This is a genomic window from Rhodoplanes sp. SY1 (genome assembly GCF_046000175.1).
Lineage (GTDB): Bacteria > Pseudomonadota > Alphaproteobacteria > Rhizobiales > Xanthobacteraceae > Rhodoplanes.
Map to the genome: position 1 here is coordinate 27,245 of NZ_JBEOMB010000020.1, position 25,282 is coordinate 52,526.

Genomic DNA, 25,282 nt, shown 5'->3' on the forward strand with positions numbered 1-25,282 from the left:
TTGCATACCAGGTCAAAAAAACCTGACAGTTTGCGTGTTGACGCTTGAATTACGCCGCGATCCGCAATAGCTCCATTGACGGACGCCGCGTCAGCTGTCCAATTGACAAGCAAGGAATGGGAATTCGAGCCATACTGATTCGCCCCTGGTGAGCGAACCCCTGTGCCGCCGGGCTCCCGCTGAGACCATCGTCGTGGTCATGACAACTTGATCATCGAGGGCAGCGCGCGGTCGCCTCTTTAACGTTTCCGGTATCGAGCGACCATGACCAGTCTCAACATCTCGCAGCCGGACGTCACCCTGTTGCTCGACATGAACGGGGTGATCCGCGAGGTCACGCTCTCCGATGCCATCTCCGAGAAGGGCGTCGAAGCCTGGCTCGGACGGCCCTGGGTCGACACCGTCACCGAGGTGGGCGGCGAGAAGGTCCGCCGCATGGTGGAGGACGCCCTCAAGACCGGCGTCTCCGCGTTCCGACAGGTCACCCAGCGCTTCCCCAGCGGCCGCGAGCTGCCGATCGAGTACACGACCGTACTGCTCGGCGGCCGGCCCGGCCTGCTCGCCATCGGCAAGAACCTGCAGGCGGTCGCCGAACTGCAGTCGCGGCTGATCGCCGCCCAGCAGACGATGGAGCGCGACTACTGGAAGCTGCGCGACGTCGAGACCCGCTACCGGCTTCTGTTCCACACCTCGACAGAGGCCGTGCTGCTTCTGCGCGCCTCCAACCTGCGGATCATCGAGGCGAACCCGGCCGCCGTGCAGGCGCTCGGCGCGGTCGGGCCGCGCCCCGACAGCGTCGCCGGCCGCGACTTCCTGGCCGACGTGCTGGCGGAGGAGCGCGACCTCCTGCAGGCGATGCTGTTGCGGGTGCGCGAACAGGGCAAGGCGCCCGGTATCGTCATGCATTTCGGCCAGACCCGGAAGGCCTGCCTGGTGCGCGCCTCGCTGATGACCTCGGATCCGGGGCCTATCTTCCTGGTCCAGCTCTCGCCGGTCGGCGCGCCGCTCGCGATGCCGGCGCAGGCCGACCGCCTGTCGGTCGAGGACCTGATCGAGCGGATGCCGGACGGCTTCGTGGTGATCAACCAGGAAGGCGTGATCCGCCGCACCAACCAGGCCTTCCTCGATCTCGTCGAGGTCGGGGCGAAGGGGCTCGTGGTCGGCGAGCGGCTCGGCCGCTGGCTGTGGCGCCCGGGCGCGGACCTCACCGTGCTGCTCGCCAATGTCCACCGGCAACGCTTCGTCCGGCTGTTCTCGACGACCATCCACGGCGAGCTCGGCGCCTCGACCGAGGTCGAGATCTCGGCGGCCGGCACCGGCGATCCGTCGAACCCGCACATCGGCGTCATCCTGCGCGACGTCGCCCGGCGGCTGCCGCCGGCCGAGGACGCCAATCGGCTGATCTCGGCGCTCGGACCGCTGACCGAGCAGATCGGCAAGACCTCGCTGCGCAAGCTGGTGCGCGATACCATCAACGTGGTGGAGCGGCACTATGTCCGGGCCGCCCTCGACCTCGCCGGCGGCAATCGCACCGCCGCGGCCGAGCTGCTCGGGCTGTCCCGGCAGAGCCTCTACGCCAAGCTCAACCGCTACGACCTCGGCGACGATCCGCCGGCCGGCGGATCGAAGAGCTGAATTTTACCGCTCGAACGCCAATTTTACTCTCATCCGCCGCAAATGCTGGACGAGCCGTGACCTGTTTCGGTTAGATAGGCGACCTCGCGGTGGCCGGCGGCCGCCCGACCCGCGAGCCCCTGCGGGCTGCGCGACGGGCTCCGTCTCGACGGGTTCCGGCACGATGGAGTGGAGCTCGCCGAAAGAGAGTGCTTGCACCACTGCGCCGGCGCGCTCGGCGGCGAACCGTGACGGCGGACCGTGACGACGACGCTGCGCGGAAGACGACGACCCTGGACCGACCACACCCGTAACGACGGCACGAGAACGACACACCGGAGCACGCAGACTTGGGCGAGCCACTCGCGATCCCGCCGTTCGGACAGGCCGACCTGTCGAACTGCGAGCTGGAGCAGATCCATCTCGCACAGTCGATCCAGCCGCACGGCGCGCTGATGATGATGCGCGAGAGCGACGGCGTCGTCGTCATGGCGAGCGCCAACACGGCGGCGTTCCTGGGCGTCGACGGCCCGGTGATCGGCCGCCGCGTCGCCGACCTGGCGCCGGCGCTCGCCGCGGCGATCGCGCCGCATCAGGCCGAGCCGCTCGACACCATTCCGCACGCGATCCGCTGCCGTTTCGGCGGCGAGTCCTGGGACGTGCTGATCCACCGGCCGCCCGGCGAAGGGCTGGTGATCGAGCTCGAGCGGGCCGGCGCCGCGATGCCGCTGGCGTCGCAGATCGAGAAGGCGCTTCAGGGCATTCTCGGCGCGCCCTCGCTGCGCGCCCTGTGCGACGAGGCGGCCCGCATCTACAAGGCGATCACCGGCTACGACCGGGTGATGATCTACCGGTTCGACGAGCTCGGCCACGGGCAGGTGTTCTCCGAGCAGCGCGAGCCGGAGCTCGAGCCCTATCTGGGCAACCGCTACCCGGCCTCCGACATCCCGCAGATCGCCCGGCGGCTCTACGAGCGCAACCGGGTGCGCGTGCTGGTCGACGTCGCCTACGACCCGGTGCCGCTGGAGCCGCGGCTGTCGCCGATCACCGGCACGGATCTCGACATGTCGCTGTGCGGGCTGCGCAGCATGTCACCGATCCACATCCAGTATCTGAAGAACATGGGGGTCGGCGCGACGCTGGTCGCATCGCTGATGGTCGGCGGCAAGCTGTGGGGGCTGGTCGCCTGCCACCATTACGTCCCGCGCATCGTGTCCTTCGAGGTGCGGGCCGTGTGCGAGCTGCTCGCCGAGGCGGTCGCCACCCGGGTCGCGGCGCTGGAGAGCTTCGTGCAGGCGCAGGCCGAGCTGTCGGTGCGCCGGCTCGAGCAGCGCATGATCGAGGCGATCGCCCGCGAGGGCGACTGGCGAATGGCGCTGTTCGACCAGTCGCAGGCGCTGCTGACGCCGGTGAACGCGACCGGCGCGGCGTTGCTCTACGACGGCCAGGTTCTCACCACCGGTGAGGTGCCGGGGACGCCGGATCTGCGCGCCATCGGGGCTTGGCTCGACAGCCGGCCGCGGCTGCCGCTCTACGCCACCTCGGCGCTCGGCGCCGAGAAGCCGGACCTCGCCCGGCTCGCCGCGGTGGCGAGCGGGATTCTCGCGACCCCGGTGTCGCCCTCGCCGGGCGAGTATCTGATCTGGTTCCGCCCCGAGCGGGTGCGCACCGTCACCTGGGGTGGCGATCCGCTCAAGCCGGTCGAGGTCGGCGCCACGCCCAAGGACCTGTCGCCGCGGCGCTCCTTCGCCAAGTGGCACCAGCTCGTCGAGGGCACGAGCGACGCCTGGACCTCGGCCGACCTCACCGCCGCAAGGCTGATCAGCGACACGGTGACGGACGTGGTGCTGCAGTTCCGCGCCGTCAGCTTCCTGATCGCCCAGCACCAGCTCGACACCGTGCGCAGCCAGGTGCGGGTCTCCGACCAGCCGGCCGTAATCGCCGACGCGAGCGGTCACATCCTCCTGTGCAACGCCGCCTTCAACCGGTTGCTGCCGCTCTCGCACGGCGATCTCGCCACCATCCACGACCTCGTCCCGCTGTTCGTCGACGCCGCCGAGGTGCGCCAGCGCATGATCGATCTCGCCCGCGACCACCGCACCTGGCGGGGCGAGGTGCAGCTCGCCGCCGGCCAGGACGATCCGCGCCAGCTCCTGGTGCGGGCCGACCCGGTGTTCTCGTCGCCCGGCAAGGTGCTGGGCTTCGTCCTCCTGTTCATGGATTTGTCCGAGCGCAAGGCGGCCGAGACGGCCCGCAGCCGGTTCCAGGAGAACGTGGTCGACCGCAACGCGTTGTTCGCGGCCCGGCTCGATCCGAAGGCCGACCACATCTACCGCACCCTGCTGTCGCCCGTGGTCGAGAACGCGCAGCTCGCCGCGCTGGAGATCACCGACGGGCTCGACACCACCCGGATGGCCGAGATGCTCGGCAGCGTGCAGGCGTCGGTCTACCGCACCGCCGAGGTGCTGGCGCATCTCGCCGCCCACGCGGCGCGCGCCGAGGATGTCGAGGCCGGGCCGCAGCCCGGCACCACCGGCGAACCCGAGGCGCCACGGTCGAGCCCCGACGACCGCGGCGACGGGCCGGGCGGCCGCCCCGGACCGCGCCGGCCGAACTGATCCCGACGGACACGGCGGCGCCACGCCGCCGCCGCCGGGGTCGTCGCCGCGGGGCTTCGCCTAACGGCGGCGGCGGGCCGGCGGAGCCACCGGCGGGCGCTGCCAGATGGTCCCCTTGTCGAACTGGATGGTCATGCCGTCCGGCGAGTAGACGGCCCCCTGCCAGGCGTTGGCGATCCAGATGCGGCCCGGATACTCGACCCACCCGGCCGACGGCTGACCGGCGTCGTTGATGACGTTGAGCTGGGCGCCGTACTGGGTGATGAAGGCGCTGCTGCCCTGGCCGCCGAGACAGTTCGCGACGCAAATCCACGGGCCGTTCAGATTCACGCCCTGCACCTGCGCCGAGGCGCCGCCCGCGGCCACGCTCGCCAGCACGACACCGACCAACAGACTCGTTCTCATGAGCATCTCCCTGCTGTGATCAAACGAAGGTCGCCCCCTCGGGCGCGTCTCGTTCCAGCCCTCGACTCTCCCGACCCGTCATGCCCGCGCGTCGCGAGCATCCACGATCTCGCGGTCTCCGCAAGACCACGATCGTGGATGGCCGCGACGCGCCCGGCCATGACGAAGGGAGCGCCTTTCACCTGGCGAAAGCTGCCTCAATGCGGCCCGGGCTGCACGCGGGTGAGCGGCGCGCCGTCGACCGCGGTCGCCCGCGCGGTCTCCAGCTTCTCGATGTCGGCCTTGCCGAGCTGCGGCCGGTCGACCTTGATGGTCAGCTTGTTCAGCCTGGCGGTGAGCCGGAACGGCGGCGTGTAGTCGGCGTCGTTGACGCCGGTCAGCGTGTCGGAGCCGATGTCGAAGGCCTCGTCCCATTGCAGGATCATCGGCAACGTGTGCGGCAGCGTGATGGTCTGGACCGCCTTGCCGTCGACCTTCAGGATTCCGGTGCCGCCGCGACCGACGCCGCTCATGTTGTTGAACGCCAGCGTGCCGATGCCGAGCCCGTCATACTTGAAGTTGAACTCCAGCGTGTGACGGCCCGGCGCGAGCACGTCGGGCCCTTCCCACCTCACTCGCTTCAGATCCACCAGGTTCCACAGGAACACGGGCTTGCCGTCCTTCAGATAGAAGCCGTAGCCGGCGAAGCGCCCACCCGAGGTGAGGATCATGCCTTCGGCGCCGCCGTCCGGCACCTCGATGTCGGCCGTGATCGTGTAGGAGGTGTTGAGCAGGTTCGGCGAGTCGCCCTGCGGCAGCCCGGTCATCGGCCGCGTGTAGACGAACTCGCTGCGGCCCGCCGTGATGTTCGGACGCGGCGCGACGATGCGGGCGGCGACCGAGGCGTCGAGTGGCAGCACCTGATACTTCTTCGCCTCGGCCAGGAAGGCCTCGCGCATCTCCTTCACCTTCTGCGGGTTCTTGGCGGCGATGTCGTCGGCCTGGGTGAAGTCCTTGGACAGGTCGTAGAGTTGGAACACCTGGTTGTTCAGCGGGTCAGGGTTGGCCGCGCCGAACGCCTCCCAGGGTGCGCGGTTGACCTTGGTGCTCAGGAGCCAACCGTCCTTGTAGAGCGCCCACTGGCCCATCATCTCGAAATACTGGGTGCCGTGCCGCGACGCCGCCTTGGCGTTCTTCGGGTCGAACGTGTAGGCGAAGCTGGTGCCCTCGATCGGCGCCTGCTTGATCCCGTCGACCGTGTCGGGCGCCCGCAGTCCGGCGACCTCCAGGATCGTCGGCACCACGTCGATGACGTGGACGAACTGCTCGCGCAACGCGCCCTTGTCGGTGATGCGGGCCGGCCACGACACCACCATGTTCTGGTTGGTCCCGCCGAGCCGCGAGGCGTTCTGCTTGAACCAGTCGAACGGCGTGTCGAAAGCCCACGACCAGCCGGCCGACATGTGATTGTAGGTCTGCTCCGTGCCCCACACGTCGTAGAACTTAATCTGCACGTCGACCGGCAGCTCGCTCAGGCCGTTGAAGAACGCCACCTCGTTGGGCGTACCCATCGGGCCGCCCTCGGCGCTCGTACCGTTGTCGCCGTTGATGTAGATGATCAGCGTGTTGTCGCGTCGGCCGACGTCCTCGAACGCCTGGATCACCCGGCCGATCTCGTGATCGTTGTAGGCCGCGTAGGCGGCGAACACCTCGACCTGGCGGACGAACAGCTTCTTGGCCTCCGGCGTCAGCGTATCCCACTCCTTCAGAACCTCGCGCGGCCACGGCGTCAGCTTGGCATCCTTCGGGATCACGCCGAGCCGCTTCTGGTTCTCGAAGATCCGCTCGCGCAGCGTCTCGTAGCCGTCGTCGAACAGATGCATGGCCGTGATCTTCTCCACCCACTCCTTGGTCGGGTGGTGCGGCGCATGGGTGGCGCCCGGCGCATACTTGATGAAGATCGGCTTCGTCGGATCGGTCTGGTGCATCCGGCCGATATAGTCGATGGCGTCGTCGGCCATCGCCGTGATCAGGTTCCAGGTGCCGGGCGGCTTGCCGTCGAACGGGTAGATCTGCGTCGTGTTGCGGAACAGGTTCGGCTGCCACTGGTTGGCGTCGCCGCCGACGAAGCCGTAGAAGTACTCGAAGCCCATGCCGGTCGGCCACTGGTCGAACGGCCCGACCTGGCTCGCCGCGAAGGCCGGCGTGTTGTGGTCCTTGCCGAACCACGCGGTGGCGTAGCCGTTGTCGGTCAGGATCCGGCCGATGGTCGCCTTGTCCCTGCCGATGATGCTGTTGTAGCCCGGGAACCCGGTCGACTGCTCGGAGATCACGCCGAAGCCGACCGAGTGATGGTTGCGCCCGGTGATCAGCGCGGCGCGGGTCGGCGAACACAGCGCGGTCGAGAAGACACGATTGTAGCGCAGGCCCTCGGCCGCGAGGCCGTCCATGGTCGGCGTCGGGATGACGCCGCCGAACGTCGACGGCACGCCGAAGCCGGCGTCGTCCGTGATGATCAGGAGGACGTTCGGCGCCTCCTTCGGCGGCACGATGCGGGGCGCCCACCAGGGCTTCGATTGCAGCGCATCGTTCCTGATCACACCACCGAACTTCGGGTCCGGCGCGGGGAGCTGGCGACCGTCGATGGTCGTGGTGGCATCCGGCGCGCCGAGCGTGCCGGTGACCTGCTGGGCCACGGCCGGCCCGAGCGACCAGCTCGCGCCGAGCAGGAGGCCGGCCGTGACTCCGACGAGCGTACGCATGGCTGTTGATCCGAAGGTCATGCAATCTCCTCCGTTGAGAATGTCACGTCCCACTGGTGAATGCCGGCTTCCGGGCCCGGATGTCGGTCGCGATGGCGTCGGCCGCGGGCCCCGCATGGCGGAAGAAGCGCTTCAGCCCGGCGCACAGATAGTTGAGGCCCGGCTCGCCGTCGGGTGTCCTGATCAGGCGGTTGCGCGGGCATTCGCCCCAGCAGTCGGCCAGCGCCTCGCAGGCCCGGCAATAGGCCGGCAGGCGGTCCGACTTGGCGTAGCCGAACATCACCTGCGCGCGCGAGAAGACGAGATCGGCGAGGGTCGCCTCGTGCAGGCTGCCGAGCCGGTGCTCGGGATAGACGTAGTGGTCGCAGGAGAAGACGCTGCCGTCGTGCTCGACCACGACGGCCTTGCCGCAGGTCTCGGCGTAGATGCAGATCTGAGCCGGCTGGCCGAGGCGGCGCGCAACCAGGGTCTCGAAATGGGTGACCAGGACGGTGCCGAGATCCTTGCGCCGCCACTCGTCGAACACCCGCGACAGGAAGGTGCCCCAGTCGTCGGGATCGACCGACCAGTCGGTGACGACCGAGTCCGGATCGCCGGGCCGCGCCTGCGGGCTGCCGAGCAATGGCGCGCGCGCCGGGTCGTGCGCCTGCGGCGCCGTGGTCGCGAAGTCGCGCGGCTCGACCACCGGGATGAACTGGATCACCGTCACGCCGAGCTCGCGGCGCAGGAAGCGATAGACGTCGAGCGGCTTCCCGGCGTTGAGGCGGTGCACGGAGACGAGCGCGTTGAACGGCACGCCGAACCGGCGCAGCAGCGCGGCGGCCGCCATCCCCTTGTCGAAGGTCGGCGCGCCGCCCTTGTTCACCCGACACGGGTCGTGCAGCACGCGCGGCCCGTCGATGCTGAGACCGACCAGGAACCGGTGCTCCTTCAGGAAGCGGGCCCACGCCTCGTCGATCAGCACGCCGTTGGTCTGCAGGTCGTTGTGGATCCGCTGGCCCGGTCGGACATGCTTCGCCTGCAGGGCGACCACCTTCTCGAAGAAGGCGAGGCCGCGCAACGTCGGCTCGCCGCCCTGCCAGGTGAAGACCACCTCCGGGCCGGTCACGCCGGCGATGTACTGGCGCACGAACCGCTCGAGCGTGCCGCGGTCCATGTCGCCGGCGCCGGGTCCGCGTGCATCCGGTCCGCCGGGCAGGCTCTCCTTGCTCAGATAGAAGCAATAGGTGCAGTCGAGATTGCAGCGCGCCCCGGCCGGCTTGGCCATGGCATGGAAGCTGCGTTCGCCCATTCCCGCGAGCTTGATCGGAGCGTCGTACTTGTCGGCCACGGAGCTCATGCGGCGAGAAAACCGGGGTTCAGCGCCGCTCTCGGCACCGGCGGAGAGGCGAGGCTGCCAGGGATCGATCGGAGGCTAGCGTGCCGCCCCACGGGCCAGTATGCAGTTCCGGCCAGCCGCGAGGGACGCGAGACCAGATGCCGTGCTTGTGATCGAACCGAGCGCGGCCACACCTTTATGTGCAATCCATTAAGCTTATCACGATAGGCATGCGCACGGTTTGTTCGTATGATGGGGTTTCACTCCGGCATTTTGTATTAGCCTTATTGACGTAGGCGGGTGGAGCAGCGTGTCTTCGGCATCGGCCTTCGTCGAGTTCGCCCGCGCGGTGCGCGAGGCCGATGTCAGCTTCCTGCTGACCAGCCGCGGCCTGCCCGAGTGGTCGGTCCACAACCGACGCTGCGGCGACGTGGTGATCCAGCGCGGGCGCTGCGGCGCCGGCATGGTGGCCGACGGCGTGATGGGGCAGCCGGGCGCCCTGGTCTTCGTCATGCAGAGCACGCTCGACCGGCACGCCGTCACGCTCAACGGCGTCCCGGTCGCCCGGCACGGCATCGCGGTGCTGCCCCCGGGCAGCCATTTCGTGTTCGCCAACGCGGTGCCGCACTGTTGGATCTCGCTGACGCTGCCGCTGGCCATGCTGACGCCCGCGCAGATCGACCGGCTCGCCGGGCGGCCCCGCAGTGCCGCCGCGTCGCTGATCGAGGCGGAGGCCGAGACCTTCTCCGCCCTGCTGGCGCAGATCGACAAAGCCCGATCCGAGGCGACCCGTCGCGAGGCGCCATCCGGCGACGACGCGGCGTCACCCGAGCAGGCGCACGACGCCGCCGCGGCGATCTCCCGGATGCTCGTCGAGGTGATCGGAGCGCCGGGGAGCCGCCATGTGCCCGCGGCGCCGCACCACCACCTGATCGTCCAACGGGCGTTCGAGACGCGACGCGACGCGACCGGGCCGGCCCCGGGCCTCGCCGATCTGTGTGTCGCCGCCGGGGTGTGCGAGCGGACGCTGCGGCGCGCCTTCGGCGCCGTCTACGGCATGCCGCCGTCGCGCTATCTCAAGCTCCTGCAGCTCAACCAGGTTCACGCCTCGCTGCTCGATCCGAGCGCCCGCGGACGGCTGGTCACCGACGTGCTGACCAGCCACGGCGTCACCGAGCTCGGCCGCTTCGCGGCGCAATACCGGACGCTGTTCGGCGAGCTGCCGTCACAGACCATGCGGCGGCTGGAGCGCTCCACCGGCTGACGGGGAGCGAGCGGGTGAGTGGGCGCAAATCCGCTCGCGCCTGTGTTGTCGACCCGCAACAACGCACCCCATTCGTCGTTTCGCCGACGGTCCTGGCCGTTCTTGCATAGCGAATGGCGTCGATCCGGATACCGTCACGGCGGGACTTTTCCGCATCGGGGGAGGCGGAGATGGCAGGCACGACGACCGGACATCGGCGGGGACGGGCGCGCGGGCGGGGGCGCGGGCGGGTCGGAACACCGGTGGCGCTGATCGCCGCCGCGACCACCATGGCCCTCGCGGCGACACCCGCCGCCGCCGACGAGGGCGGCGTGAGCTTCTGGCTGCCCGGCATCTTCGGCAGCCTCGCGGCGGCGCCGCAGCAGCCCGGCTTTTCGCTCACCTCGATCTATTATCACACGACCGTCACGGCCGGCGGCAGCGTCGCCCGTGCCCGCGAGATCAATGCCGGGCGGCTGCCCGTCACGGTGGCGGCGAACGTCGAGGCGAGTCTCACCGGCAAGGCCGACCTCGCAATCGTCATCCCGTCCTACACGTTCGCCTCGCCGGTGTTCGGCGCGCAGGCCACGGTGGGCCTGATGACGGTGTCGGGCCGCAACAGCACGTCGATCGACGCGCTCTTGAACGCCTCCGTGCTGGCCGGGCCGTTTGCCGTGTCGGGCTCACGCTTCTTCAATCTCAGCGAGACAGACACCGGGGTCGGCGATCTCTACCCGCAGCTCTTCCTGCGCTGGAACGCCGGCGTGAACAACTACATGACCTACCTGACCGGCAACATCCCGGTCGGCAGCTACGACCCGAACAGCATCGCCAATCTCGGCATCGGTCACGGCGCCGTCGACGGCGGCTTCGGCTACACCTATTTCAATCCGGCGACCGGGCGCGAGTTCTCGGCCGTCGCCGGCCTCACCTACAACTTCAAGAATCCCGACACGCAATACCGGAACGGCGTCGACTTCCACGTCGATTGGGGCGCCTCGCAGTTTCTCACCAAGCAGCTCCAGGTCGGCTTGGTCGGCTATCTGTACCAGCAGCTCTCCTGCGACAGCGGATCGGGCGATCGAGTGGGCTGCTTCGAGTCGCGGGTCATGAGCGTCGGCGCCCAGGTCGGCTATATCGTGCCGATGGGCGAGATCCAGGGCTATCTGAATTTGAAGGCCTACAAGGAGTTCGAGTCCGAGAACCGGCCCGAAGGCTGGAACGTGTGGCTGACTCTGGCGCTGTCGCCCGCCGCCGCGCCGCCGCCGGCCGCGACCCCGACCCGGCGCCTGGCGCTGAAGTAGCGCGTTCGGCTTCACCGCGACGCCAGGTCCACGCCGCCTCTCGGCGAACCGCGTCTGGTCGCGGCGCCGACCGGCACACCCATCGCCGGACCCGGGCGCGAGAGCAACGGGAGGCCGACACCCGAGCGCCCTCGCCGCAGCTTTCGCGCGCCGCAGTTTCCATACGGGATCGTTGCAGGTCTTTTCGCGTTACGTCTCCGACAGCGCGGCCGGACTCGGCTTCGTCGCGATCCGGCGGATCGATCGCCCGGCAGCGACGATCGCGCCGGCGCACGAGGTGACGTGATGCGACCCTCCCGGGTGATCCTCTCGACGGCGGCGGCCGGCCTCGCCGGTGCCGCCCTCGGTGCCCTGCTCGGCCCGGCCGCGGGTCCGGTCGAGCGCCTGCTCGCGCTCTGCCTCGCCGGCGTGACCACCGTGACGCCGGGCACGGCCGCGTCCGCCTGGAGCCTCGCGCCGGCGACGCTGCTGCCCGTGCTGGTCCTGCCGGCGCTCTATCTGTCGGCCATCGTCAGCCGGCGGCACGAGAGCGCGCCGCCCGCCTGGCGGGTCGTGCTGTTCGGCACGGGATGGCTCCTGCTCGTCGTCGCCGTGGTGTCGCCGCTGTGCCGGCTCGCGGCTCATCTCGCCTGGGCCCATATGGTCCAGCACGTGATCCTGGTCGCGCTGGCCCCGCCGCTTCTGCTGCTCGGGACGGAGGACGTGTGGCGGCGCGCCGCCGCCGTGCGGGGCGGCCGTGTCGCGATCCGGTCGTGGCTCGGCCGGCCCATCGGCGCCGGGCTCGCCTACGGCGCCGCCATCTGGTTCTGGCATGTGCCGAGCGCCTACGAGGCGGCGCTGCGCGACGGCGCGCTGCATCTCGTGATGCTCGGCACGCTCCTCTGCGTCGCGCTGATGTTCTGGCGCAGTCTCCTGGCGGCGGCACGCAGCGACGCCGGGGTCGCGCTGGCCGCCGCGCCGGTGCTGCTCGCGACCCTGATGCATACCGGCATGCTGGGGGCGCTTCTCACCTTCTCGCCCGGCCTGTGGTTCCCGCTGATGGCGCAAGGCGCGCTCGCCTTCGGGCTGTCGCCGCTCGCCGACCAGCAGCTCGCCGGCCTGATCATGTGGGTGCCGATGGGGCTGGTCTACATGGCGGCGGCCCTCGGCCTCGTGGCGCGCGGCCTCGCAGGACCGGAGGATTCCGCTGCGATCGCTTTTCGCACCGCGGCCGGTCCGCCCGACGGGCCAGCCGAGCCCGCCGCGTAATCGGCTGGCGATCGGAGGGCGCGGTCCGTCCGGACGGCCGGACGACACATCAATAGTCCAGCTCCTTCATCACCTGGGCGTAGGCGATAAGGGCGAACAGCACCGTCCCGCCGACGACGTTGCCGAGCAGCACGGGTAGCATGAACCCGGTCAGCATGCGCCAGACCTCGAGCTCGCCGTGCAGCATCAGCAGGAACGCCTCCGCGCTCCCGGCGACGATATGGGTGAACTCGCCGAGCGCGATCAGCCAGGTCATCAGGGTGATCACGAGAAACTGGCTGCCGCCCGAGCTCGGGATGAGCCACACCATGGTGGCGATCAGGAATCCCGACGCGATGCCCTTGAAGAACATCTGCGGCCAGTCGTTCTCCATCATGTGGCGGCTGATCTCCAGCATCGCGTCGCGCAGGTCCTGATCGATCACCGGAGTCACGGTGCAGAACGTCGCGGCGAACAGCGTGCCGACGAGATTGGCGGCGAGCACGATCCCCCAGACACGAACCAGACGACCGACGGTGCGCCAGCCGAACCGCGCCATCAGGGGCAGGACGATCGTGATCGTGTTCTCGGTGAAGAGCTGCTGGCGGGCCAGCACGACCATCAGGAAGCCGACGCTGTAGCCGAAGCTGGTGACCAGCGGGCGCCAGGGCGCGTCCGGCACGTGCTCGGTGAGGAGCGCCTGCGCGAGCAACGAGAAGCTGATCGACAGGCCGGCCGCGAAGCCCGACCACCACAGCGAGACGGCGGGCCGGACCATCTCCTCCTCGCCATGGCGCCGCACCACCTCGTAGATCACGGGCGCGCGCGGACTGGAGCGCTCCTCGACGTCCTCGCTCTCGTGACGGGTCATCGCCGCGGTCGGTCGCGGCGAATCGTCCTCCGTCTCCGCCCGGCCGCGGGCGGTCCCCGTGGCGCGCCCCCGCGCAGCACTCCGCTTCGCCATGGGCGGCGCTCACTCGGCGGCGAGCGCGGCCGTCTCCTTCTCGATCCGCACCGGCACCGACTTGGCCGCCGGGACCTTGCTGCCCTCCGCGTGGTGCGCCACCGGAATCAGCACGTTGCACTCGGGGTAATAGCCGGCGATCGACCCTTGCGGGATGCCGAAGGGCAGCACCTGCAGGCCGCCGAGCTCACGCCGGACACCGTCGTCGTAGTCCGTCACCAGCCGGATCGTGTCGCCTTTCTCGAGCCCGAGCCGCGCCATGTCGGCCGTGTTCATCAGCACGACGTCGCGCCCACCGAAGATGCCGCGAAACCTGTCGTCGAGGCCGTAGACCGTGGTGTTGAACTGGCCGTCGGAGCGCAGCGTGACGAGCTGATAGACGCCCTCCGGCACCGGCAGCCGGTTCTCCAAGCTCTTCGGAACCGTGAAGTTCGCCTTGCCGTTCGGCGTGGTCCATCTCCGCTCGCGGGCGCCGAGCGGACGCGGGAAGCCGCCCGGTGTGAACAGGCGCTTGTTGAAACCCTCGAACTGATCAGGCCAGGTCCTCTCGATGGCGTCGCGCACCAGCGAATAGTTGCCGACCCAGGCGTCCCAATCCACCTTCGGGTTTCGCGCAAGCGTCGCCTTGGCGAGACCGGCGACGATCGCCGGCTCGGAGCGCAGATGCGGGCTCACCGGCTCGCGGAATCCGTTCGAGCCGTGGATGCAGGTGGTGGAATCCTCCATCGACACGGCCTGCGGCCCGGTCGCCTGCCGGTCGACCTCGATGCGGCCCCGGCACGGCAGCAGATACGTCACCTCGCCCGGGATCAGATGTGTGCGGTTGAGCTTGGTCGCCACCTGGACGGAGAGCCGGAGCTTGCCCCAGGCCGGCTCCATGCGGGAATGATCAGGAATGGCGCGCAGAAAATTGCCGCCGAGCGCGACGAAGCCGCGCACCCGGCCGTCGAGGATCGCCTCGCAGGCATCCACGGTGGCGAGCCCGTCCTCGCGCGGCGGCTCGAAGCCATAGAGCTCCTTCAGCCGGTCGAGCGGCACCAGCTTTGTCTTCTCCGAGATGCCGACGGTGCGCTGGCCCTGCACGTTCGAGTGGCCTCGCACCGGCGAGATGCCGGCGCCCGTCTTGCCGATATTGCCGCGCAGGAGCAGCAGGTTCACGACCATCTGGCAGGCTTCGACGCCGTGCACGTGCTGGGTCATGCCCATCCCGTAATTGGCGATGACCGCCTTCGCCTCGGCATAGGTCCGGGCGGCCTGCCGCATCTCGGCCTCGGGCAGGCCCGAGACCGCCTCGAGGTCGGTCCATCGCTGCGCCCGGCAGAACGCGGCGAAGTCCTCGAAGCCATGCGTGTGCTGGGCGATGAAGTCGACGTCGAGCACGCGCGGCCGGCCGTTCTGCTGTGCCACCTCGTCCATCTCGATCAGCGCCTTGCAGATGCCCGCGATGGCGGCGATGTCGCCGCCCGGCTTCACCTGATGATACTGGGTGGCGATCCGGGTGGTGCTGCCGGTCGCCATCTCGACCGGGCTCTGCGGATTGGTGAAGCGCTCGAGGCCGCGCTCGCGGATCGGGTTGAAGACGACGATCGGCACGCCGCGCTTCGAGGCGGCCTGCAGCGGGTGCAGCATGCGGGGCGAGTTGGTGGTGGTGTTCTGGCCGAAGAAAAAGATGCAGTCGGTGTGCTCGAAGTCCTCGAGCAGCACGGTGCCGACCGGCACGCCGATCACCTGCGGCAGCGCCACCGAGGTCGACTCGTGGCACATGTTGGAGCTGTCGGGGAAGTTGTTGGTGCCGTACATGCGGCCGAACAGCTGGTACATGTAGCTCGCCTCCAGCGAGGCGCGGCCCGACGTGTAGAAGACGACCTCCTTCGGATCGAGCGTCTTCAGCTCCGCCCCGATCTCGGCGAAGGCGTCGTCCCACGACACCTGGACGTATTTGTCGCGCGCGGCATCGTAGCGCAACGGATGCGTCAGACGGCCGTTCTCCTCCAGCGCGTGATCCGACCAGTCGCGCAGCTCGGTCAGCGTGTGCGCCTCGAAGAAGGCCGGATCGGTCTTCTTGGTCGTGATCTCCCAGGCCGTCGCCTTGGCGCCGTTCTCGCAGAACTCGAACGGATGCGGATCGGCCGGCTTCGCCCAGGAGCAGGACACGCACATGAAGCCGTCCGGCTTGTTCTGCTTCCACAGGATCTCGCTGCCGAGAATCCGGACCTCCTCCTGGGTCAGGATGCTGGCCACCGCCCTGACGGACCCCCACCCGCCGGCCGGACCCGAATAGTCCTTCTGGACGGCCTTCTGCTTTCGCTGCTGCGCCATGTCGTCCTCGCGGGAGTGGGATGCGGCTGCTCACGTCGCTCGGACGGGAACGATCCTGCGGTGCGAACGCCGGGCGGGGGATCGGAGTTCCTGTGGAGACGTTCTCCCGACAGGAGCCGGCACGCGACCTCGGTCCGCCGGCGAACAGACGAGGCCGGACCTTTGCCATCCGTCACCATGACCGCGCCGCTTCCGCGTCCCCATCCCGTGGCCGCCGCGAATGGTGCCGTGGCCGAACCGGCCAGGCCGGCCGCGCTGCCGACCGACCCCGTCACCGCGTTGCCCGCCGCGATGCGGCGGGTCGTGTCGGTCGCCCACGGGCGCGAGCCGCCGGCCGCCGGCCACCGCACGGTGCCGGAGGAGACCGCGGTCGCGCTGGTCTACGGCGGCAGCACCGAAGCCGTCATGATGGCGACGCCGGCCGACCTCGCGGACTTCGGCATCGGCTTCAGCCTGACCGAGGGGATCGTCACGAGCCGCGACGAGATCGAGGACCTGGCGATCGTGCCGGGTCCTTCCGGCGTCGAGGTGCGGATGTGGCTCGCCGGCGCGCGCGCCGAGAGCCAGGCCCGACGCCGGCGCCGCCTCGCCGGGCCCACCGGCTGCGGCCTGTGCGGGATCGAGAGTCTCGACGAGGCGTGCCGGCCCGTCCGCGCCGTATCCGATCACCTCGATCGCGACGGCGTGACGTTCGACGGCGCGACGATCGCCGCCGCCGTGGCGGCGCTCGCATCCGCTCAGCACCTCCAGCATGCGACCCACGCGACCCACGCGGCCGGCTTCTTCTCGCCGGAGGACGGCCTGGTGGCGCTGCGCGAGGATGTCGGACGCCACAATGCCCTGGACAAGCTCGCCGGCACGCTGGCGCGCAACGGCGTGTCCGCCGCCTCGGGCGCCGTCGTCATCACCAGCCGCGTCTCCGTCGAGATGGTGCAGAAGACGGCCGCGATCGGCGCCCCGGTGCTGATCGCCGTCTCGGCCCCCACCGCCCTGGCGGTCCGGGTCGCCGCCGCGGCCGGCGTCACGCTGGTTGCGATGGCGCGCGGAGCCTCCTTCGAGGTCTATTCCCATCCGCAGCGGATCGGCTGATCCGCGCCGAAGCGGCTGCTGCGCGGCGCGCACGACACCATGGTCAGTGCCGGTCGATGGGAGTGCGTCATACGCTGCCGCCGGCGCGACATCCGGATCGAGACGCGGGCCGTCGTGATCAGCCGGCGTTCGCCAGCCGCGAGGCGACCGAGGCGAGCAGAATGGCGTGGGCGCGGTCGACGATGGAGTCGAGCGACGGCGTCTTCGCGAACATGGCGCGCGCCTCGGCCAGCAGCTCGTCGCGGCCGGGAACATGCGGCAGGTCGAGGCTCGCGAGCATCTCGGAGGCACGGTGCTGCGCCGCGGCGACGCTGGCTCGAAACGCCGCCAGGTCGGGGCCGTGCAGCGCCGTCGCGGCCGCGGCCGCGATGCGCTCGACGTTGAAGCGGGCGGCGAGCTGCTCGGCCGCCCGGTTCACCACCTTGGTGCCGAGCCGCTGCTCGTTGCGGAGCACCTCGGCCGGCGGCGTCTTCAGGCCCCACACGAGGCCGAGCCGGGACAGGCCGAGGAGGATGTAGTAGGTCGGGTCGATCTCCCACCAGCGAAACCCCTGGCGCGCACTGCTCTGATAGGCGTGGTGGTTGTTGTGCCATCCTTCGCCCATGGTCATGAGCACCAGCGCCCAGTTGTTGCGCGACTCGTCCCCGGTGACGAAGCGCTTCTTGCCGCGCACATGGGCGAGCGAGTTGATGCAGAAGGTCGCGTGATAGACGGCCACGGTGCTCCAGAAGAAGCCGACCACCAGCCCCGACCACCCGGCCACCAGGAAGCAGAGCACGGCCAACCCCACGGCCGGCACCAGCTCGAAGCGGTGCAGCCACATCAGCTCCGGGAAGCGGGCGAAGTCGGCGATCTTCGAGAGGTCGGTGTCGTCGTGCCGGCGGGCGAAGATCCAGCCGACGTGACTGTACAGGAAGCCGCTCCGCACCGGCGAGTGCACGTCCTGCTCGGTGTCGGAATGCAGGTGGTGATGCCGGTGCTTGGCGGCCCACCACAGGACGCTGCGCTGTGCCGAGCTCTGCGCCAGCACGGCGAGGGCGAGCTGGACCGGCCGGCTGGTCGAGAAGGCGCGGTGCGAGAAATAGCGGTGATAGCCGGCGCCGATGCCGAACATCCGCAGCCAGTACAGGCCGATGCCCAGGATCACCGCCTCGACGGTGACGCCGGTCCAGATCGCGGCGAAGCACGCCAGATGGACGAGCAGGAACGGAATGGTGGACGGATAGACGATGTCGTCGTGCTCGTCTCTGCAGTCGGTCTGGCGCGGCAAAAGGCGTGCTCCCGGAGGTGAGGGTCTGGTCGTGAACGTCGTGATGCCTCGCCGGGTTGCATCGGCCGGGGCGGAACGCAGACGCTCGTCGCCGGCCGATGCCGGTGGACCATGGTGGACACAGGTGGGTGGACGCACACGGCCCGATTCTCGTGTCGGCGATGTGGCGGAAGGCGGATGGCGAGGGATCGCTCGCCGGACGTCCCGCGCCGCCGCGACCGGGATCGGATCTGCGCGGCGGATGCTGCGGGCACGGGGCCGACGCTCAGAGATCGAGAATGTTCTTCGCGCCGACCGTTCCGCACCCTTCGCGTACCAGCCGGTGCTCGAGCGCACCGCCCTTCGGTGCCACCTCGGTGATCAGGCCCATCGCCAGCGCGTCGGGCGCCTTCACGGCCTCGCCGGTCAGCATCTGTCGATGGCCGCCGCCGCCTCGCAGTTGTCTTCGGTCACGTGCTCGTGCTCATCTCGGCACTTGTCGGGCGCCGGCATGCGTAACGCTCGATCGTCCTCGTGCGAACCGGGCTTCGCGCGCGGTGGATGCGCACGACGACCCACGGCCCGAGGACGGATTCGACTGCATGACCGGTGTGACGGGAAAGCCTGTTCGAGACTATCCCTGGCTCGTCCGCCTGTTCTTCTGGAAGCAGCGGCGGACCTATGGGCGCGTGCTCGATCCGGCGCTGCTGTGGGGCCGGTCGCCCTGGGTCTTCGGCGCGCTGGCGCTCCTGTACGGCGCGCTCGACCGGCGCTCCTCGCCGATCGCCCCGGCGCTTCGCTCGCTCGTCACGGTCCGGGTCTCCCAGATCAACCACTGCGAATTCTGCGTCGACATCAACTCGGCGACCTTGGAGAAGCGCGGCGTCGCCACCGAGAAGATCCTCGCGCTCGCCGACTGGCGCGACAGCCCGCTGTTCGACGCCGAGGAGCGGCTGGCGCTCGAATATGCCGAGGCCATGACCGACAACCGGACGGACGTCGACGACGGCCTGCGGGCCCGACTGAAGGCGCGCTGGAACGACGACGCCGTGGTCGAGCTCACCGGCCTGATCGCGTTCCAGAACATGTCGTCGAAGTTCAACGCCGCGCTCGACGTCCCGGCGCAGGGCTTCTGCCGGCTGCCGCGGTGATCCCGGAGGTCGTTTCGGTGGAGCGCGGCGGGAGCCTGACGGACCTCTCGATCGTCGTGCCGGCGCTCGACGAGGCGGCCGGGATCGCGTCGGCCCTGGCGCGGCTCGGGCCGCTGCGCGCGCTCGGGGCCGAGGTCGTCGTCGTCGACGGCGGCAGCACCGACCGCACGGCGGAGATCGCGCGCGACCACGCCGACCGGGTGCTCGCGTCGCGGCGCGGTCGGGCCTGGCAGATGAACGCCGGAGCCGCGGCGGCGCGCGGCGCCGTGATCCTGTTCCTGCACGCCGACACGACGCTGCCGGACGCGGCTGCCGCGGCGCTCCACGACTTCGTCGCCCGCGGTGACCCGTCGTGGGGACGGTTCGACGTGCGCATCGCCGGCCGGCCCCGCCTGCTCGCTGTCGTCGCCCACATGATGAACCTGCGGTCCCGCTGGACCGGGATCGCGACGGGCGACCAGGCGATCTTCGTGCGCCGCGCCGCCTTCGAGACGGTCGGTGGCTATCCCGCGATTCCGCTGATGGAGGACATCGCCCTGTCGCGGGCCCTGAAGCGGCTGAGCCGGCCGCTCTGCCTGCGCGACCGCGTCACCACGTCCGGGCGGCGCTGGGAGAAGCATGGCGTTCTGCGGACGATCCTGCTGATGTGGCGGCTTCGTCTCGCGTATTGGCGGGGCGTCGACACATGGACCTTGGCGAGGCGCTATGGCATCGACCCCGGACCCCGTGATCGTCGCGATCCTGGCTAAGGCGCCGGTCCCCGGCCTCGCCAAGACCCGGCTCGTCCCGCGGCTCGGCGCCGCCGGCGCCGCGGACCTCCAGGCGCGCCTGATCGTCCGGACGGTCGAGACCGCGATCCGGGCGGCCGTCGGGCCGGTGTGCCTGTGGTGTGCGCCCGACGCCGAGCACTTGGTCTTCGTCGACCTCGCGGCGCGGCACGGCATCGCATTGCGGGCGCAGGTCGAAGGCGATCTGGGACAGCGCATGCACGCCGTCGTCGCCGCCGAGACGATGCGAGCCCCGGTGCTCCTCGTGGGCGTCGATTGTCCGCCGCTCACGGCGGAGCATCTGCGGGTCTGCGCCGCGGCGCTGCGGAGCCACGACGCCGTGCTCGTGCCGGCCGAGGACGGCGGCTATGTCCTGGTCGGCCTGCGCGGTCCCGATGCGCGGGTGTTCGAGGACATCGCCTGGGGCGGCCCGGACGTGATGGCGGACACCCGCCGCCGCCTGACGGAACGGCGGCTGTCGTGGTGCGAGCCGTTCGTCCTCTGGGATCTCGACCGGCCCGAGGATCTCGACCGGGATCCGACCCTCGTCGGCGGACGGCGCGACACCACCCGCGACGGATGATCATGACCCGCCTGCGCGCGCCGGGAGGCGCTTCGGCCGTCTCCGGCGCTCACGCTCCGGGGCTGCACGACGCGCCGCCGAGAACGCAGAAGCGCGCACAGTGACGGTGATTGAGCCACACCGGCTTCTGCGCCTCGGCGAGCGTCGCGCCCACCTCGAAGCGCGGATCGTAGGGCAGCAGCGTGCAGGCGACGACCGTCGGCCGCGCCGCGCCCTTGCGCTTCACCACCATCCGGGAGGTCGCGCACATCACCGACCCGGGATCCTTGCCGAGGATCCCCCAGCAGCGCTCGGTGATCTCGGGAACCGCGGCGGCATCGTCCAGCTCGGGAAACAGCACGAGACGCGACGGATCGCGCGCGTCGATCGCGAGGCCGAGCGCCGCGAACAGCGCCGCGAACCCGTCGCGCAGCACCGCATCGGTCTCGCCCCACACGGTCCGGCTCGCGACCGCGACGTCGAAGCCGTTCTCGACCAGCCAGACGAGGCCGTCGAGGGTGGGTTGCCAGCTCCCGCGGCCGCGCAGCGCCTCGTGCTTCTCCGCCGCGTGGTGATCGAGCGACACCCGGACGGTCAGCCGGCCGGGCCAGCGGCGCCCGATCTCGCACAGCCGGTCCTTCACCTTCTGCATCGGCCGCATCGCGTTGGTCAGGACCAGCACGCGGAAGCCGGCCGCGGCCGCGTCCTCGATCATGTCGGGGAGCGCCGGGTTCAGGAACGGCTCGCCGCCCGTGAAGCCGATCTCGTCCGGCGGCGGATCGCGCCGCGCCGCCTCGTCGAGAAAGCCGCGCACCTCGTCCCGCGTCGGATAGGCGAGCCGGTCGTTGCGGGGGCTCGATTCGATGTAGCAGCCCTCGCAGCTCAGATTGCACAGCGTGCCGGTGGCGAACCACAACGTCCGCAAGGTGCCGAGGGCGACGCGCGCGCGCCGCTCGCCGGTCGCCGTGATCTCCGGATCGTCGAACGCGGCCCGGACCGGAGCAGACGCCGGAGCGCGCATCGGCGGATCGCCGACGGCGCCGGCGGCGCCGGCGAGAAGCGCGTCTTTCATCCGTCCCGGCAGATCCATCGCGGCTCCCTTCGACTCGGGTTTCGGACGACCTGTACGAACGCACGGCCCGAATTGTTTCACGACATACCAAATTTCGTCGTAACGACGCCGCGGACCGGCCCGCGAATGCGCGGGCGGCGCGCCTCGCACGCGCGCCCGAACGACCCACCGCCGACGTCGGTTCCGGCTTGCCCCCGGAATACCGAACCTCCATCGTAACAACCCGGCCGGCGGTCGCGAAGAGTCCCGGGTCGAAGCGGGTCACCGAGAAGCTGGTCAAAGAGGGGTGGAATGGATTCGTCGATGAACGTGCCGGCCGCCTTCGGTCTGGTGACGATGCTCGTCTCCGGCGGGCCGATGCTGCTGTCCGGGACGTCGGCGATCGATTCGACCTTCACCAGCACGGTCGAGCTGGTGGCACGCGACTGGCGGAACGATGGTGACGGGCCTCGCGCCTTCTCGTGAACGGCATCGGAGACGATCATGACCCGTCGCTCGCCCGGACATGAATCGTCGCCCCTGATGGTCGATCTCTGCGTCATCGGCGCCGGGTCCGCAGGCCTGTCGGTGGCCGCCGGCGCCGTGCAGATGGGTGCCTCCGTGGTGCTGATCGAGAAGGACCGGATGGGCGGCGATTGCCTGAACACCGGTTGCGTGCCGTCGAAGGCGCTGATCGCCGCGGCCGCCGCGGCGCACGCCGTGCGCACCGGCGCGCCGTTCGGCGTGACCGGGCCTGCGCCCACGATCGACTTCGCCGCCGTGCATGCTCACGTCCACGGCGTGATCGGCGCCATCGCGCCCCACGACAGCGTCGAGCGCTCCGAAGGGCTCGGCGTCACCGTGATCCGGGACGCCGCCCGCTTCGTCGGACCCGACAGCGTGGAGGCCGGCGGCCGATGCGTCACGGCACGCCGCATCGTCGTGGCGACCGGCTCGCGCGCCGCGGTTCCGGCGATCCCGGGGCTTCGCGACGTGCCATATCTGACCAATGAAAGCGTGTTCGAGCTCGCGGAGCGGCCCGACCATCTGATCGTCGTCGGCGGCGGGCCGATCGGCATCGAGCTCGCTCAGGCGTTCCGCCGGCTCGGCGCCGCCGTCACGGTGGTCGAACGGTTCGGCATCCTCGCCCGCGACGAGCCGGAGGCCGTCGACGTGGTCCGACGCGCCCTCCTGGCCGAGGGCGTCGTGCTCCACGAGAGCACGGCGGTCGCCGCGGTGCGCCGCACCGGCACCGGGATCGCGCTGACGGTCGCGCCGCCCGGCGGCGCCCCCGTCATGATCGCCGGCTCGCATCTGCTGGTCGCGGCGGGGAGAACCCCCAACACCGAAGACCTCGCGCTCGACGTCGCCGGGATCGCCGCGACGCCGAAGGGGATCACGGTCGATGCGCGGCTGCGCACCACCAACCGCCGCGTCTTCGCCATCGGCGACGTCGCCGGCGGACCGCAGTTTACCCATGTGGCCGGCTACCACGCCGGCATCGTGATCAGGAACGCGCTGTTCGGCCTGCCCGCCAAGGTCGACTATGCGGCCCTGCCGTGGGTGACCTACACGGATCCGGAGCTGGCCCATGTCGGGCTCACCGAGACGGACGCCCGCGAGGCCGGCCACGCCGTGACCGTGCTGACGGCGCCGTTCGCCGGCAACGACCGCGCCCAGGCCGAGCGACGGACCGAGGGGGTCGCCAAGATCGTGCTCGGCCGGCGCGGACGGATCCTCGGGGCGACCCTGGTCGGCCCGAGCGCCGGCGAGCTGGTGAGCCCGTGGGGCCTCGCGATCTCGGCCGGACTGAAGATCGGCGCAATGGCGAACATGATCGCGCCCTATCCGACGCTCTCCGAGATCAACAAGCGCGTCGCCGGGAGCCATTTCACCCCGACGCTGTTCGGCCCCTGGACGCGGCGGGTCGTGCGGCTCGTGCAGCGCGTGCTGCCCTGACGCGACAGCGAGGCGCCCACCATGACCGTCCCCGCGCTCCTGGCCGACCGCCGATTGTGGATCGGGCTCGCCGTCGTCGCGCTCGTCGTCGCGCTGCGCCTGTCCGGGCTCGCCGAGCACCTCTCGCTCGACACGCTGCGGACGCATCGCGAGGTCCTCACCCGCTGGGTCGAGCACAACGCCGTCGTCGCCGCGCCGGCCTTTGTGGCCGTCTATGCGGCAGTCGTGGCCATGTCGTTGCCGGGCGCGGTCTTTCTCACCCTGTCGGGCGGCTTCCTGTTCGGCACCGCCCTCGGAACCCTGCTCACCGTGATGGGGGCGACGACCGGCGCGACGGTGGTGTTCCTGCTCGCCAAGGCGCTGCTCGGCGAGCGGGCACTCGACCGCTTCGGCGACAAGGCCGGACGGCTCGGCGAGATCGTCCGGCGCAACGCCTTCGCCTATCTGCTGGCCCTGCGGCTCGTCCCGCTGTTTCCGTTCTTTCTCGTCAACCTGGTTCCGGCCTTCGTCGGCGTCCGGCTTCCGGTCTTCGTGATCACGACCTTCGTCGGGATCATTCCGGGCACCGTCGTGTTCTCCCTGGCCGGCGCCGGCCTCGGCAGCGTCCTCGACCGGGGCGGCGAGCTGTCCGTCGAGGCGATCCTGACGCCCGAGATCGTCGCCGGGCTCGCCGGGCTCGCAGTGCTGTCGCTCGTGTCGATCCCGGTCCGCCGATGGCTCGCGCGCGGCGACACCCCGCCCGAGCCGGCGGGGAGCGATCGGGCGTAGGAAGCATGTCCCTCGCCGGCATCGTCGCGCGATTCTCGCGCGAAGAAACTTTTCATTTGAGTGACAAAGTCACTCGCCGCGGCGGGAAACTCGCTTATCACCGATCTCCGAAGACAGCCGTGCCGGTCGTGCATGTCACGAAGACTGCGCCACCCGGAGCGGGCCCGGGTCGATCTGCGGGCTATCGTCACGCCGCATCTTGCGCACCAGACGGAGGAGCCCGCTTTGGCCGAGGCCCGACACATCAGGTTCTGGAACCGGATCGCCCAACGTTACGCGGCAAAGCCCGTGAAGGACACGGCCGCCTACGAGGCGATGCTGGCCGACGCCGCCGGACGGCTGCGCGCGACCGACCGGGTGCTGGAGATCGGCTGCGGCTCGGGCTCGACCGCGATCCGTCTCGCCCCTCACGTGGCGGAATGGACCGCGACCGACTTCTCGTCCGAGATGCTGCGCATCGCCCGCGCCAAGCCGGCGCCCGACAACCTGCGCTTCGTCCTCGCCGATGCGCAGAACGCCTTCGCGGGCGGACCATTCGACGCGATCTGCGCCTTCCAGGTGCTGCACCTGGTGGGTGATCTCCCCGGCACGCTGGCGCGGATCCACACCCATCTGAAGCCCGGCGGCCTGATGATCTCCAAGACGTGGTGCTTCGCCGACATGGGATTCAAGCTGCGCAGCCTGTTCTTCGTGCTGGGCGCGCTCCGCGTGTTCCCGCCCGTGAACAAGCTGACCAGGGTCGCGTTGCGCGACAGCATCCGCGACGCCGGCTTCGAGATCGTCGACGAGCGCGTCTTCGGCACGAACCCGGCCGGCCCCTACATCGTCGCACGAAAGCCCGACCGATCCTGAAGCACGGCAGAGGAGCACGGCCGGCGCGATCCGTAGCGTCGGTCGACACGCTCGACCGCGACGGGCCGCCGAGGCGCCTCG

The 25,282-nt window shown here is 70.2% G+C and carries 21 protein-coding genes; 13 read left to right on the forward strand and 8 right to left on the reverse strand.

From position 1 onward, the window contains the following. The first annotated feature begins 264 nt into the window (after positions 1–264). A complete protein-coding gene (ppsR, locus tag ABTU92_RS07125; protein WP_408089048.1) occupies positions 265–1,635 on the forward strand; it encodes a transcriptional regulator PpsR in 1,371 nt (456 codons plus the stop codon). A 329-nt stretch (positions 1,636–1,964) separates the two neighbouring features. After that, the gene (locus tag ABTU92_RS07130; RefSeq protein ID WP_408089050.1) at positions 1,965–4,232 is read left to right on the forward strand and encodes a GAF domain-containing protein; all 2,268 of its coding nucleotides are present in this window, start codon (positions 1,965–1,967) and stop codon (positions 4,230–4,232) included. Positions 4,233–4,292: 60 nt separating this feature from the next. On the opposite strand, the gene ABTU92_RS07135 is transcribed toward ABTU92_RS07130, so the two are convergent. From ABTU92_RS07135 to ABTU92_RS07145, 3 genes are all read right to left on the reverse strand, one after another. Next, complete coding sequence (locus tag ABTU92_RS07135) at positions 4,293–4,637, reverse strand: hypothetical protein (RefSeq protein ID WP_408089052.1); 345 nt, start codon at positions 4,635–4,637, stop codon at positions 4,293–4,295. 197 nt (positions 4,638–4,834) lie between these two features. Further along, a complete protein-coding gene (locus ABTU92_RS07140; RefSeq protein ID WP_408089054.1) occupies positions 4,835–7,378 on the reverse strand; it encodes an arylsulfatase in 2,544 nt (847 codons plus the stop codon). A gap of 43 nt (positions 7,379–7,421) precedes the next feature. After that, positions 7,422–8,717 (reverse strand): anaerobic sulfatase maturase, encoded by a 1,296-nt coding sequence (locus ABTU92_RS07145; protein WP_408089056.1) that lies wholly within the window; start codon positions 8,715–8,717, stop codon positions 7,422–7,424. Positions 8,718–9,006: 289 nt separating this feature from the next. Here ABTU92_RS07145 and ABTU92_RS07150 point away from each other — a divergent pair, with 289 nt between their 5' ends. From ABTU92_RS07150 to ABTU92_RS07160, 3 genes are all read left to right on the forward strand, one after another. After that, positions 9,007–9,960, forward strand: a complete 954-nt coding sequence (locus ABTU92_RS07150; protein ID WP_408089058.1) for a helix-turn-helix domain-containing protein — start codon at positions 9,007–9,009, stop codon at positions 9,958–9,960. A 242-nt stretch (positions 9,961–10,202) separates the two neighbouring features. Continuing rightward, positions 10,203–11,243 (forward strand): transporter, encoded by a 1,041-nt coding sequence (locus tag ABTU92_RS07155; RefSeq protein ID WP_408089060.1) that lies wholly within the window; start codon positions 10,203–10,205, stop codon positions 11,241–11,243. A gap of 285 nt (positions 11,244–11,528) precedes the next feature. After that, positions 11,529–12,491, forward strand: coding sequence for a cytochrome c oxidase assembly protein (locus tag ABTU92_RS07160; RefSeq protein ID WP_408089216.1), 963 nt, complete (start codon positions 11,529–11,531; stop codon positions 12,489–12,491). Positions 12,492–12,540: 49 nt separating this feature from the next. Here the strand turns inward: ABTU92_RS07160 and ABTU92_RS07165 are convergent, their stop codons facing one another. Both ABTU92_RS07165 and ABTU92_RS07170 read right to left on the reverse strand, forming a co-directional pair. Then, complete coding sequence (locus ABTU92_RS07165) at positions 12,541–13,341, reverse strand: formate/nitrite transporter family protein (RefSeq protein WP_408089062.1); 801 nt, start codon at positions 13,339–13,341, stop codon at positions 12,541–12,543. A gap of 102 nt (positions 13,342–13,443) precedes the next feature. Then, entirely contained in the window at positions 13,444–15,753 is a 2,310-nt protein-coding gene (locus tag ABTU92_RS07170; protein WP_408089064.1) for an FdhF/YdeP family oxidoreductase, read from the reverse strand. Positions 15,754–16,044: 291 nt separating this feature from the next. On the opposite strand from ABTU92_RS07170, the gene fdhD reads away from it, so the two are divergent. Next, positions 16,045–16,842 carry a formate dehydrogenase accessory sulfurtransferase FdhD gene (fdhD, locus tag ABTU92_RS07175; RefSeq protein ID WP_408089217.1) on the forward strand — a complete coding sequence of 266 codons (798 nt, stop codon included), beginning with the start codon at positions 16,045–16,047 and terminating at the stop codon, positions 16,840–16,842. Between the two features lie 118 nt (positions 16,843–16,960). Here fdhD and ABTU92_RS07180 read toward each other — a convergent pair whose 3' ends face one another. Further along, a complete protein-coding gene (locus tag ABTU92_RS07180; RefSeq protein WP_408089066.1) occupies positions 16,961–18,112 on the reverse strand; it encodes an acyl-CoA desaturase in 1,152 nt (383 codons plus the stop codon). A 265-nt stretch (positions 18,113–18,377) separates the two neighbouring features. Then, a complete protein-coding gene (locus ABTU92_RS07185; protein ID WP_408089068.1) occupies positions 18,378–18,524 on the reverse strand; it encodes a hypothetical protein in 147 nt (48 codons plus the stop codon). 169 nt (positions 18,525–18,693) lie between these two features. Here ABTU92_RS07185 and ABTU92_RS07190 point away from each other — a divergent pair, with 169 nt between their 5' ends. Genes ABTU92_RS07190 through ABTU92_RS07200 form a run of 3 tightly spaced genes read left to right on the forward strand, consistent with a single transcriptional unit; the run spans position 18,694 to position 20,592 of the window. Continuing rightward, a complete protein-coding gene (locus ABTU92_RS07190) occupies positions 18,694–19,242 on the forward strand; it encodes a carboxymuconolactone decarboxylase family protein (RefSeq protein ID WP_408089070.1) in 549 nt (182 codons plus the stop codon). A gap of 17 nt (positions 19,243–19,259) precedes the next feature. Continuing rightward, entirely contained in the window at positions 19,260–19,991 is a 732-nt protein-coding gene (locus tag ABTU92_RS07195; protein WP_408089072.1) for a TIGR04283 family arsenosugar biosynthesis glycosyltransferase, read from the forward strand. Beyond that, positions 19,948–20,592, forward strand: a complete 645-nt coding sequence (locus tag ABTU92_RS07200) for a TIGR04282 family arsenosugar biosynthesis glycosyltransferase (protein WP_408089074.1) — start codon at positions 19,948–19,950, stop codon at positions 20,590–20,592. Before ABTU92_RS07195 ends, ABTU92_RS07200 begins: the two co-directional genes overlap by 44 nt. 49 nt (positions 20,593–20,641) lie before the next feature. On the opposite strand, the gene ABTU92_RS07205 is transcribed toward ABTU92_RS07200, so the two are convergent. Continuing rightward, a complete protein-coding gene (locus tag ABTU92_RS07205; RefSeq protein WP_408089076.1) occupies positions 20,642–21,643 on the reverse strand; it encodes a radical SAM protein in 1,002 nt (333 codons plus the stop codon). Between the two features lie 291 nt (positions 21,644–21,934). Here ABTU92_RS07205 and ABTU92_RS07210 point away from each other — a divergent pair, with 291 nt between their 5' ends. The 4 genes from ABTU92_RS07210 (at position 21,935) to ABTU92_RS07225 (ending at position 25,201) form a co-directional block, all read left to right on the forward strand. Beyond that, a complete protein-coding gene (locus tag ABTU92_RS07210; RefSeq protein ID WP_408089078.1) occupies positions 21,935–22,108 on the forward strand; it encodes a hypothetical protein in 174 nt (57 codons plus the stop codon). Positions 22,109–22,126: 18 nt separating this feature from the next. Next, positions 22,127–23,581, forward strand: coding sequence for a dihydrolipoyl dehydrogenase family protein (locus ABTU92_RS07215; RefSeq protein ID WP_408089080.1), 1,455 nt, complete (start codon positions 22,127–22,129; stop codon positions 23,579–23,581). A gap of 21 nt (positions 23,582–23,602) precedes the next feature. Next, entirely contained in the window at positions 23,603–24,349 is a 747-nt protein-coding gene (locus ABTU92_RS07220; protein ID WP_408089082.1) for a TVP38/TMEM64 family protein, read from the forward strand. Positions 24,350–24,574: 225 nt separating this feature from the next. After that, positions 24,575–25,201 (forward strand): class I SAM-dependent methyltransferase, encoded by a 627-nt coding sequence (locus ABTU92_RS07225; protein WP_408089084.1) that lies wholly within the window; start codon positions 24,575–24,577, stop codon positions 25,199–25,201. Positions 25,202–25,282 lie beyond the last annotated feature (81 nt).

What these genes read in the sequence shown, in the direction of transcription:
- ppsR (WP_408089048.1), top strand. Translation starts at nt 265, where the DNA reads ATGACCAGTCTCAACATCTCGCAGCCGGACGTCACCCTGTTGCTCGAC.
- ABTU92_RS07135 (WP_408089052.1), bottom strand. Translation starts at nt 4,637, where the DNA reads ATGAGAACGAGTCTGTTGGTCGGTGTCGTGCTGGCGAGCGTGGCCGCG.
- ABTU92_RS07140 (WP_408089054.1), bottom strand. Translation starts at nt 7,378, where the DNA reads ATGCGTACGCTCGTCGGAGTCACGGCCGGCCTCCTGCTCGGCGCGAGC.
- ABTU92_RS07145 (WP_408089056.1), bottom strand. Translation starts at nt 8,717, where the DNA reads ATGAGCTCCGTGGCCGACAAGTACGACGCTCCGATCAAGCTCGCGGGA.
- ABTU92_RS07160 (WP_408089216.1), top strand. Translation starts at nt 11,529, where the DNA reads ATGCGACCCTCCCGGGTGATCCTCTCGACGGCGGCGGCCGGCCTCGCC.
- ABTU92_RS07165 (WP_408089062.1), bottom strand. Translation starts at nt 13,341, where the DNA reads ATGACCCGTCACGAGAGCGAGGACGTCGAGGAGCGCTCCAGTCCGCGC.
- ABTU92_RS07170 (WP_408089064.1), bottom strand. Translation starts at nt 15,753, where the DNA reads ATGGCGCAGCAGCGAAAGCAGAAGGCCGTCCAGAAGGACTATTCGGGT.
- fdhD (WP_408089217.1), top strand. Translation starts at nt 16,045, where the DNA reads ATGCGGCGGGTCGTGTCGGTCGCCCACGGGCGCGAGCCGCCGGCCGCC.
- ABTU92_RS07185 (WP_408089068.1), bottom strand. Translation starts at nt 18,524, where the DNA reads ATGCTGACCGGCGAGGCCGTGAAGGCGCCCGACGCGCTGGCGATGGGC.
- ABTU92_RS07190 (WP_408089070.1), top strand. Translation starts at nt 18,694, where the DNA reads ATGACCGGTGTGACGGGAAAGCCTGTTCGAGACTATCCCTGGCTCGTC.
- ABTU92_RS07200 (WP_408089074.1), top strand. Translation starts at nt 19,948, where the DNA reads ATGGCATCGACCCCGGACCCCGTGATCGTCGCGATCCTGGCTAAGGCG.
- ABTU92_RS07205 (WP_408089076.1), bottom strand. Translation starts at nt 21,643, where the DNA reads ATGAAAGACGCGCTTCTCGCCGGCGCCGCCGGCGCCGTCGGCGATCCG.
- ABTU92_RS07210 (WP_408089078.1), top strand. Translation starts at nt 21,935, where the DNA reads ATGGATTCGTCGATGAACGTGCCGGCCGCCTTCGGTCTGGTGACGATG.
- ABTU92_RS07215 (WP_408089080.1), top strand. Translation starts at nt 22,127, where the DNA reads ATGACCCGTCGCTCGCCCGGACATGAATCGTCGCCCCTGATGGTCGAT.
- ABTU92_RS07220 (WP_408089082.1), top strand. Translation starts at nt 23,603, where the DNA reads ATGACCGTCCCCGCGCTCCTGGCCGACCGCCGATTGTGGATCGGGCTC.